At 69.2% G+C, this 11,305-nt stretch carries 4 protein-coding genes; 2 read left to right on the forward strand and 2 right to left on the reverse strand.

From position 1 onward, the window contains the following. Positions 1-29: 29 nt before the first annotated feature. Positions 30-836, forward strand: coding sequence for an ABC transporter ATP-binding protein (locus tag C5E41_RS32125; protein WP_104379443.1), 807 nt, complete (start codon positions 30-32; stop codon positions 834-836). Continuing rightward, a complete protein-coding gene (locus C5E41_RS32130) occupies positions 796-1,638 on the forward strand; it encodes an ABC transporter permease (protein ID WP_104379441.1) in 843 nt (280 codons plus the stop codon). Before C5E41_RS32125 ends, C5E41_RS32130 begins: the two co-directional genes overlap by 41 nt. A 25-nt stretch (positions 1,639-1,663) precedes the next feature. Here C5E41_RS32130 and C5E41_RS32135 read toward each other — a convergent pair whose 3' ends face one another. Next, the gene (locus C5E41_RS32135; RefSeq protein WP_146097774.1) at positions 1,664-1,843 is read right to left on the reverse strand and encodes a hypothetical protein; all 180 of its coding nucleotides are present in this window, start codon (positions 1,841-1,843) and stop codon (positions 1,664-1,666) included. Positions 1,844-2,386: 543 nt separating this feature from the next. Continuing rightward, positions 2,387-11,305, reverse strand: an 8,919-nt coding sequence (locus C5E41_RS32140; RefSeq protein WP_146097775.1) for a non-ribosomal peptide synthetase, incomplete at its 5' end; no start/stop codon positions are given.

Genomic DNA, 11,305 nt, shown 5'->3' on the forward strand with positions numbered 1-11,305 from the left:
CCCCACCCGAACACCACCCCGCCGCCGACATCCCCGCCATCGACTGCCGCGACCTCACCCACCGCTACGGCGACCACACCGTCGTCGACCACCTCGACCTGCGCATCGAACGCGGGGAGATCTTCGGCCTCCTCGGCCCCAACGGCGCCGGCAAGACCACCACCATCCGCCTGCTCACCACCCTCATGCCCATCCAGCACGGCACCGTCGACATCCTCGGCTTCCGCGCCGGCCGCCGCGACACCGACATCCGCTACAACCTCGGCTACGTCCCACAACAACTCTCCATCGAAGCCACCCTCACCGGCCGCCAGAACGTCACCTGGTTCGCCCGCCTCTTCGACGTCCCCCGCCGCGAACGCCGCCACCGCGTCACCGAAGCCCTCGACGCCATGAACCTGCTCGACGTCGCCGACCGCCTCGCCGCCGGCTACTCCGGCGGCATGATCCGCCGCCTCGAACTCGCCCAAGCCCTCGTCAACCGGCCCGCCCTGCTCATCCTCGACGAACCCACGGTCGGCCTCGACCCCATCGCCCGCGACAGCGTCTGGGAACGTGTCCACGACCTGCGCACCCGCTTCGGCACCACCGTCCTGCTCACCACCCACTACATGGCCGAAGCCGACAGCCTCTGCGACCGAATCGCTTTGCTGCACAAGGGAAAACTCCGCGCCGCCGGCGCACCCGCAGACCTGAAGGCCGCACTCGGCCCGCATGCCACCCTCGAAGACGTCTTCCGGCACCACGCCGACGCCGGACTCGACGACGACCCCACCACCGAAGGAGGACTGCGCGGTGTCCGAAGCACCCGCCGAACCGCTCAGCGCGCCGGCTGAACTCCCGCCCCTGCGCCACGCCCCGCACGGCGCCGCCCGCATCGCCACCCTGGGCTCCCGCATCGTCACCTTCGCGATCGTCGAACTGCAGAAACTGCGCCACGACCGCACCGAATTGGTCACTCGCGCAGTGCAACCCGCGCTGTGGATGCTGATCTTCGGCACCACCTTCGCCCGTCTGCACACCATCCCCACCGGCGACATGCCCTACCTGGACTTCCTCGCACCCGGCATCATCGCCCAATCGGCACTGTTCATCGCGATCTTCTACGGCATCCAACTGATCTGGGACCGCGACGCCGGCATCCTCAACAAACTCATGGTCACCCCTACACCCCGCGCGGCGCTGATCACCGGCAAATGCTTCGCCGCCGGTGTACGCGCCATCGCCCAGGTGCTGATCATCGTCGTCCTCGCCCTGATCATGGGCGTTCACATGACGATGAACCCGCTGAAACTGCTCGGCGCCCTCGCCGTCGTCGTCCTCGGTGCCGCGTTCTTCGCATGCCTGTCGATGACGATCGCCGGGCTGGTGACCAAGCGCGACCGTCTCATGGGCATCGGCCAGGCCATCACCATGCCGCTGTTCTTCGCCTCGAACGCCCTCTACCCGCTGGCACTCATGCCCGGCTGGTTGCACGCCGTCAGCCACGTCAACCCGCTCAGCTACGAGGTCGACGCCCTGCGCGGCCTGCTCGTCGGCGGCACCGCCGACCTGTGGACCGATGTCGGCGTCCTCGTCCTGGCCGCCGTCCTCGGAATCGCCTGCGCCTCGGCGTTGTTGGGACGCCTCACACGCTGATGCCGAGAACCGGGGCCGCGACGGTTCAGGCCGGGCGACCATCCGCGGTCGTATGCCGGACCTCCACGATCGGCAGCCGCAACGCGGCAGGGGAGGAGAACGGAACCACGGGCGCCACCGGCGCGATCGGATCGACGCGCCGCTCGGCCTGCGCGGCGATCGTCGAGGACGGATTCACACCGGGATTCGCCGAAATCGCCGGCACCCGCACCCAGAATCGTCTCCGAATTCGTGCGGGTCAGCACGCCCAGCTGCGGCGAGGACGCTAACAAGTCACCAGCCACGACGATCTCCTGGCGGGTCCAAACCGGATGGTGCGCACTACCTTCGAATCACAAGACGTCCGGAAGGCGCGCGATGATGTGCATCGGATCGGGCCGCGGCAGAGCCCGATCCGGGGCTCAGTGCCCCCATTACGTCACTGTGACGTTTCGGCGACGAGAATGCGGGGCTGGGGAAGTGGCCGATAGGAGCGGCGATCGACCCGACGGACGCGCCAGTAAATTTTCCGGCAAATCGGACCGGAGGCGAAAAAGTTCGTCAGGAAGGGATTGGGCAAATCGACGCGAGACACCGACATTCCACACCAGTGCCGACAGCATGCCGGACAGCCGAGCAGTGAAGCCGAGGCGCCGAAGACGAACACCGAAACACGCTGACACACAAGGGTAAATGTCTCTCTCAGCGCCCGTTCCATTGCGCCGATAATCTACATTATGTCAAGTAATAGCAGTAGAGCCCCATCCTCTCACCGATCCAGCCGGCGGTTGAGGATCGTCGCGATCTCGGCGACCACCGCGGGTTCGGTCATCGCCAGATGCTCGGCCGCGATGTCGACGTTCGAGATCTGGCCGGTGACGAACCGGGCCCACCCCTCGTGGCCCGCCGCGTCGGCACGGCGGTCCTCGGTGGCAGTGAAATACAGCACGTCCGCGTCGAGTACCGGTGGCCGCCAGGCACTCGCCGCGCGGATCGACAGGTTGTAGGCATCGGTCATGCGTTCGATGGTCGCGGCGTCGATGGCGAAACTGTCCCCCAGTTGCTGCCGGATCAGTTCGGCGGCCTCCTCGGCGGTCGCGTCGGCGCCGACGACGTCGATACCCATGACCGGGCCCAGATTGCTGATCAGCTCCCCCGGCGTGGCCTCGGTGACCTCCGCGGCGTCGATCCCTTCGGCCTCGGCATCCAGCAACGCCAGCAATGCGACTTCCTCACCGACCGAACGCATTTCGGCGGCGACGGCGTGCGCGATCTGCCCGCCCAGCGACCAGCCGAGCAGATGATAGGGACCGTGCGGCTGGATGGCGCGGATCTCCTGGAAGTAGCGGCGCGCGATCTCCTCGAACGATTGCGGACCCGGCACTTCCCCACCGATCTGCGGCGCCTGCAGGCCGTAGATCGGGCGGTCGCCGGCGAGGTGGTCGCCGAAGGTGTAATAGCACCACGACAGTCCTGAGGCGGGATGGATGCAGAACAGCGGTGGCCGGCTGCCGCCTGTCCGGATGGGCAGCACGACGTCCAAGCCGAATGCCGCCGGCCCGGATTCGTGGTGTCCGCTGCTCATTCCGGTTTCGATGCGCTTGGCGAGGTCGGCCGGATTCGGGTCCGACAGCATCCAGCCGAGCGGGATCTCGAAGTGGAGTTCCTTGGTGAGTTCGCTGGCGACCTGTACCGAGCGCAGCGAGTTGCCGCCGAGGGCGTAGAAGTCGTCGTCGGCTCCGACTGGGGTGACGCCGAGGACGTGTTCGAAGGCGCGGGCGACCTCTCCTTCGAGCCAGGTCGACGGTTCGCGGAACTCCCCTACCGTCGCCACCGGCTCGGGCAGCCGGGCGCGGTCGAGTTTGCCGGAAGCGGTGAGCGGCACGGTGTCGAGCACCATGAGGGTGGTGGGCACCATGTAGTTGGGCAGCTCGGCGGCGGCGTGCGCGAGGACTGCGGCGGTGTCCACGGTGGCGCCGGCAGCGGGCACGAGGTAGCCGACGAGCTGGGCGGCGAGCTCGCTGGAGTGGACGACGGCGATGGCGCGGGCCACGCCGGGGTGTTCGGCGAGCACGGTTTCGATTTCGCCGAGTTCGATGCGCAGCCCGCGCAGTTTGACCTGGAAGTCGGTGCGGCCCAGGTATTCCAGTTCACCGTCGCGGCGGCGGCGCCGCACGAGGTCGCCGGTGCGGTACATGCGCCCGCCGTGGTTGTAGGGGTCGGGCACGAACCGTTCGGCGGTGAGGCCGGGGCGCGCGTGGTAGCCGCGGGCCATCTGCGTGCCCGCGAGGTACAGCTCCCCCGCCACCCCGGGCGGTACCGGGTTGAGCCGGGCGTCGAGGACGTAGGCGCGGGCGTTCCAGACGGGCATGCCCATCGGCACGCTGCCCTGGTCGGCATCGGTGACGTGGTGCGAGGTGACGTGCACGGTGAATTCGGTGGGCCCGTACAGGTTGTGCAGTTCGACGTCGGGCAGTCCGCGCCGGACGGCGGCCACGGTATCGGAACCGAATGCCTCTCCCCCGATGAGCAGCGCGCGCAGCGAGGTCAGGGTGGCGGTGGGGGCCGCGTCGGCGAAGACGGCGAGCATGGACGGCACGAACGAGGTGATCGTCACCTGGTGGGCGGCAATGGTTTCGGCGAGGTAGGCGGGGTCGGTGTGTCCGCCGGCGCGGGCGATGACCATCCGCGCGCCGACGCCGAGGGTGGCGAACAGCTCCCACACCGAGACGTCGAAAGTCGCCGGTGTCTTCTGCAGGACCACATCGTCGCCGGTGAGTGCGTATTCCTCGCTGAGCCAGCGGATCTGGTTGGCGGCCGCACCGTGCGGGACGGCGACGCCTTTGGGGCGGCCGGTGGATCCGGAGGTGAACAGCACGTAGGCGATGTGCTGGGGTCGTAGCGGCGCGCGGCGGTCGCGGTCGGTGACGGGTGTGTCGTCGAATGCGGACAGGTCGATGCCGTCGAGGGTGGACAGTACGGTGACGGGTGCGGCGGTGGCCAGCATGTAGTCGATGCGGTCGGCGGGTAGGTCGGGGTCGACGGGGACGTATCCGCCGCCGGCGGTGAGGACCGCGTAGAGGGCGGTGACCTGGTCCAGGGAGCGCCCCATCCGCACGGCGACCAGCTTTTCCGGGCCTACTCCGCGAGCGATGAGCCAGCGGGCGAGCCGGTTGACGCGGGCGGAGAACTGCGCGTAGGTCAGCGATCGGTCCTCGTAGGTGACGGCGATGCGGTCGTGATGTTGCGGCACGGCGGCGGCGAACGGGGAGGTGAGGGTTTCGTCGGAGGCGAGGGTGTGCTGGGTGGCGTTCCAGCGCACCACGACGTGGTCGCGTTCCTCGGCGTCGAGCAGGTCGACGTCGTGGACGAGTTGGGTGGGGTCGGCGACGAGGGCGCGCAGCAGCCGGTCGAGGCGGGTGGCGATGGCGGTGACGGTGTCGGGGTCGAACAGGTCACGCGCGTAGGTGATGCCGCCGGTGATGCCGGCGGGGCCGCCGTGGTCGTCGTAGGTGTCGGAGACGGTGATCTGCAAGTCGAACAGTGAGGTGTCGATCTCGGCTTCGACGGCGGAGAGGGTGAGTTCGGGCAGCCGGAATTCGGTGCTGGTGAGGTTCTGGAAGGCGAGCATGACCTGGAACAGCGGGTGGTGGGCGTGGGAGCGGGCGGGGTTGAGTTCCTGGACGAGTCGTTCGAACGGTACGTCGGCGTGCCCGAAGGCGGCCAGGTCGGTGTCGCGGACCTGGTCGAGCAGGTCGGTGAAGGACATGTCGGTGCGCAGGTGGGTGCGCAGGACGAGGGTGTTGACGAACATGCCGACGAGTTCGTCGAGTTCGGGTTCGCCGCGTCCGGCGTAGGGGGTGCCGATGGTGATGTCGTCGGTGCCGGCGAGGCGGGCGAGGACGGCGGCCAGGGCGGCGTGGAAGACCATGAACAGGGTGGTGTTGTGGGCGCGGGCGACGTGTTGCAGCCGGGCGTGCAGGTCGGGGTCGACGGTGAGGGGCACCGTGGCTCCGGCGTAGGTTTGCACGGGCGGTCGCGGCCGGTCGGTGGGCAGGTCGAGCAGGGCCGGTGCGTCGGCGAGTTGTGTTGTCCAGTAGTCGATTTGGGCGTGCAGTAGCGAGTCCGGGTCGTCGTCGCCGCCGAGGACGGTGCGTTGCCAGAGGGCGTAGTCGGCGTATTGGACGGGCAGGGGCGGCCAGGTGGGGGCGTCGCCGTCGAGTCGTGCGGTGTAGGCGGTGGTGAGGTCGCGGGCCAGCGGTGCCAGTGAGGATCCGTCGCCGGCGATGTGGTGGACGACGAGGGCGAGGATCCAGGTGTCGTCGCCGAGGTCGAACAGCCGGATGCGCACCGGCACGGTGGTGGTGACGTCGAAGACGGTCGCCAGTAGTGATGTGAGTGTGTGTGCGAGTTCGGTTTCGGCGATGCGGGTGGTGGTGAGGGGCGGGACGGCATCCTCGGGCGGAAGGATTTTCTGGGTGGGTTCGCCGTCGACGGCCGGGTAGATGGTGCGAAGGACTTCGTGGCGGGTGATGACGTCGCCGATGGCGGCGCGCAGGGCGGCGAGGTCGAGGCGGCCGGTGAGCCGGATGACGATGGGGATGCTGTAGGCGGGGGTGTCGGGTTCGAAGCGGTTGAGGAACCACATGCGTTGCTGTGCGTAGGACAGTGGGATGTGGTGTGGGCGGGGTTGTTCGGTGAGTGCGATGTGGCCGGTGTCGGCGTGTGATTCGACGCGGGCGGCGAGTTTGGCGACGGTGGGCGCGTCGAAGATCATGGTGACGGGGACGCGGGTGCCGAGGGCGGCGCCGATGCGGGCGGCGGTGCGGGTGGCCACGAGGCTGTTGCCTCCGAGGTCGAAGAAGTTGTCGTCGGCGCCGACGGCGGTGTCGAGGCCGAGCAGGTCGGCGAAGATGCCGGCGACGATTTCTTCGACCGGTGAGGCGGGTGCGCGGAACTGTTCGGTGTGCAGGATGGGGTCGGGTAGTGCGGCGCGGTCGAGTTTTCCGTTGGGCGACAACGGGATCGCGTCGAGGATCATGATCGCGGCGGGCACCATGTAGGGCGGGAGGGCGTCGGCGAGTGCCCTGGTCAGTTCCGCGGGGGTGGGGGTGGCGCCGGGTGCGGGTACGACGTAGGTGACGAGCATGGCGGGAGCGGTGCCCTGGCGGTGTGCGAGGGTGACGGCGAAGGCGGTGTCGGGGCGGGCGTCGAGGACGGCGTCGATTTCGCCGAGTTCGATGCGGTAGCCGCGGACTTTGACCTGGAAGTCGTTGCGTCCGACGAATTCGATGTCGCCGTGGGGGTTCCAGCGGACCAGGTCGCCGGTGCGGTACATGCGTGCGCCGGGTTCGCCGGTGGGGCTTGCGACGAATCGGCCGGCGGTGGTGGCGGTCCGGTTGAGGTAGCCGCGGGCCAGGGCGGGGCCGGCGAGGTAGAGTTCGCCGACGACTCCGGCGGGGACGGGGTGGAGCCGGGTGTCGAGAATCAGGGCTCGCATGCCGGGTAGCGGCGTGCCGATGGTGGTCGGCTCCGCGGGGCGGAGGGGGCCGGTGGCGGTGGCGAGGATGGTGGTTTCGGTGGGGCCGTACAGGATTCGGAATTCGCGGGTGCCGCTGGTGTCGGTGCCGGCCCAGCGTTTGACCAGTTCGGTGGGGACTTCTTCGCCGCCGGACAGAATGGTGCGCAGGTCGTCGAGTCCGGTGGGGTCGACGGAGGCGAGTGCGGCGGGGGTGATGAACGCGTGGGTGACGTGCTGGGTGCGCAGCAGGTCGGCGAGGTCGTCGCCGCCGTAGGTGCCGGTGGGTGCCACGACGAGGGTGGAGGCGTCGGCGACGGCGAACAGGGTTTCCATCAGGGAGGCGTCGAAGGAGGGGGAAGCGAAATGCAGGACGCGGGAGTCGGGTTCGAGGTTGTAGTCGGCGCGTTGGGTGGCGATGAGGCCGGCGATGCCGGTGTGGCTGACGGCGACACCTTTGGGCCGGCCGGTGGATCCGGAGGTGAATACGACGTAGGCGATGTTGGTGGGGTGCAGCGGGCGCAGGCGGTCGGTGTCGTCGATCGGGTCGGCGGGTTGTGCGTCGATGTGGGCGGTGGTGTCGGGTGTGTCGACGGTGATCCAGTCGACGGTTTCGGGTAGTCCGGGGCGTGCGGTGGTGACGGTGATGCCGAGTGCGGCGCCCGAATCGGTGACGATCTGGGTGATGCGGTGGGCTGGGTAGGCGGGGTCGACGGGGACGTAGGCGGCGCCGGTTTTGACGATGGCCCACCAGATGAGCGCGGATTCGGCCGAGCGTGGGGCGGCGGCCAGGACCGGGGTTTCGGGTCCGGCGCCGTGGTGGATGAGAAGCCGTGCGAGCCGGTTGGATCGGTGGTCGAGTTCGGTGTAGGTGAGTCCGGTGTCGCCGGTGCGGATGGCCTGGCCGTCGGGGTTGCGGCGGACCGCGGCGGCGAAGATGTCGGGTAGCAGCGGTGATTCGGGGGTGGGTGCGGTGCGGGCGCCGATGCTGGTGAGCAGTGCGTGGCGTTCGCGGGGGTGCAGCCAGTCGATGTCGCCGACGGGGGTGGCCGGGTGGTCGGCGACGGTTTCGAGTATCCGCAGCAGGCGTTGGACGAAGCTGGTGACGGTGGTTTCGTCGAACAGGTCGCGCGAGTACATCATCATCCCGGAGATGCCGTTGTCGGCGCCGGTGTCGGTGGAGGTGTCGGAGATGACCAGCTGGAGGTCGAATTGGCTGGTGCCGGTGTCGACGTCGCTGCGGGTGATGACGACGTCGGGGAGGGCGATGTCGATGTCGCCGCTGTTCTGGAAGGCCAATGCGACTTGGAACAGGGGGTGTTGAGCGGTGGACCGGTGCGGGTTGAGTTCTTCGACGATCCGTTCGAACGGTACGTCGGCGTGGTCGAGTGCGTGCAGGTCGGTGTCGCGGGTGCGGGCGAGGAGTTCGGCGAACGGTTCGTCGAGGTGGATGGGGGTGCGCAGGGCGAGGGTGTTGACGAACATGCCGACGAGGTCGTCGAGGCCGGTTTCGCCGCGTCCGGCGACGGGGGTGCCGATGACGATGTCGTCGGTGCCGCTGAGTCGGGCGAGCAGTGCGGCGAGGGCGGCGTGCACGACCATGAACAGGGAGGTGCCGTGTTCGCGGGCGAGGGTGTGCAGTTGCCGGTGCAGGGCTGCGCTGATGTCGACGGGGACGCGGCCGCCGGTCAGTGAGGCGACGGCGGGGCGGGGCCGGTCGGTGGGTAGGTCGAGCAGGTCGGGAACGCCGTCGAGGGTGGTGCGCCAGTAGTCGAGTTGGGTGGACATCAGTGAGGTGGGGTCGTCGGCTGCGCCGAGGACGCGGCGTTGCCACAGGGCGTAGTCGGCGTATTGGACCGGCAGCGGCTGCCACAGGGGTGGTTGTCCGGTGTGGCGGGCGGCGTAGGCGGTCATGACGTCGCGGGCCAGCGGTCCCATGGATTGGCCGTCGCCGGCGATGTGGTGGACCACCAGGACCAGCATGAATTGTCCGGTGCCGGTGGAGGTTTCGGGGTCGGTGATGTCGAACAGGCCGACGCGGATCGGCACGTGGGTGGAGACGTCGAAGCCGCGGCGCACGAAGTCGCCGAGCAGTTGCGGGAGGGTGTCGGGTGCGGGGTGGACGGTTTCGAGGGTGAGCGGCGCCCGGTCGAGGATGAGCTGGTGTGGTTCGCCGTCGGTTTCGGGGTAGATGGTGCGGAGCACTTCGTGGCGGGCGATGACGTCGTCGAGTGCGGCGCTCAGTGCCGCGGTGTCGAGGTGTCCGGACAGGTGCAGCATGACGGGGATGTTGTAGGCGGCCGATTCGGGTTCGAATCGGTTGAGGAACCACATGCGTTGCTGGGCCAGTGACAGCGGGATCGGGTCGGGTCGGGTGGTGGCGGTGAGCGGGATGCGTGCGGAGCTGTCGAGGGTGCGCACGCGGTGTGCGAGTGCGGCGACGGTGGGTTCTTCGAAGATGGTGCGGATGGGGATGTGCAGGTCGAGGGCGGTGCCGATGCGGGCGGCGACCAGTGAGGCGCTGAGCGAGTCGCCGCCGAGGGCGAAGAAGTCGTCGTCGGCGCCGACGCGGTCGATGTCGAGGACGTGTTCGTAGGCGCGGGCGATGAGGTCTTCCAGCGCGGTGCCGGGTGCGCGGTAGATGCGGGTGGGTGCGGGTGGTTGTGGGAGTCGGTCCCGGTCGAGTTTGCCGGTCGGGGTGAGCGGCACCCGGTCGAGGACGATGACGGCCGCGGGCACCATGTAGGCCGGGAGGGCTCGGGCGAGTGTGGTTTTCAGTTCGTCGCCGGACAGATTCGCGCCGGGGCCCGCTGTCACGTAGGACACCAGGTTGGCCGGTCGGCCGTTGTCGGTGCGTGGGACGGTGACGGCGAAGGTGACGTCGGGGTGGGCGGCGAGGACGGCGTCGATTTCGGGAAGTTCGATACGGTTGCCGCGTACTTTGACCTGGAAGTCGTTGCGTCCCACGTATTCCAGGTCGCCGTCGGCGGTGCGGCGGACGACGTCTCCGGTGCGGTACATGCGCCGGCCGGGTTCGCCGGAGGGGCAGGCGACGAATCGGCTCGCGGTCAGGGCGGCGCGGTCGTTGTAGCCGTCGGCGAGTCCGGGGCCGATCAGGTACAGCTCCCCCGCGACGCCGGCTGGGACGGGGTGGAGCCAGGTGTCGAGGACGGTGGTGGTGACGGGGCCGGCGGGGCTGCCGATGGTGATCGGTGTGCCGGGGGTGAGGGGTGTGCTGGCGGTGGCCCAGATGGTGGATTCGGTGGGCCCGTAGAGGTTGATCATGGTGCGGCCGGGTGCCCAGCGGTCGACCAGTTCCGGTCCGACGGGTTCGCCGGCGGTGGCCAGGACACGCAGGTGGTGGTATCGGTCGGCGGGGACGGTCGCCAGCGCCGACGGTGTCAGCACGGCGTGCGAGATGTGTTGGCGTTGAAGTAGTTTCGCAAGTTCGGGGCCGCCGTAGACGTCGGGCGGGGAGACGATGAGGCGGCCGCCGGAGCCGTGGGCGAGCAGCAGTTCGAACAGGGAGGCGTCGAAGCTGGGTGAGGCGACGTGCAGGACGGTGGAGTCGGCGTCGACGCCGAGGATGCGGCGCTGGGCGGCGACGAGGTCGGCGAGGCCGCGGTGGGTGACCAGGACGCCTTTGGGTGTTCCGGTGGATCCGGAGGTGTAGATGAGGTAGGCGGTATGGTCGGGTGTGACCGCTCCCCCGCGTTCGGTGTGGGTGATCGGCGCGGCGGAGGTGGTGTCGAGGGCGCGGATGGTGTCGGGGTCGTCGAGGGTGAGCCAGTCGATGTGCTGCGCCGGCTGGGCGCCGGTGTGGGTGACGCCGAGTGTGGCACCGGAGTCGCGGAGCAGGAATGCGATGCGGTCGGCGGGCAGGTGGGGGTCGATCGGCACGAACGCGGCGCCGGTTTTGGCCGCTGCCCAGACGGTGGCGACGGCGTCGAGGGAGCGCGGCAGGGCGCTGGCGAGCACCGTGTGGGGGGTGAGGCCACGGCTCAGCAGCAGCCTGGCGAGGCGGTTGGATCGCTGGTCGAGCTCTCGGTAGGTCGTGGAGTGGTGGCCGCAGGTGGCGGCGGTGGCGTCGGGGTGGGTGGCGGCGGTGGCGGTGAGGATGTCGGCGAGCGTTGCGGGCGCGAGGTGGCGGGCGGGTGGTGGCGGCTGGGT

The sequence above is a fragment of the Nocardia nova genome (assembly GCF_002933465.1).
Classification (GTDB): Bacteria; Actinomycetota; Actinomycetes; order Mycobacteriales; family Mycobacteriaceae; genus Nocardia; species Nocardia nova_B.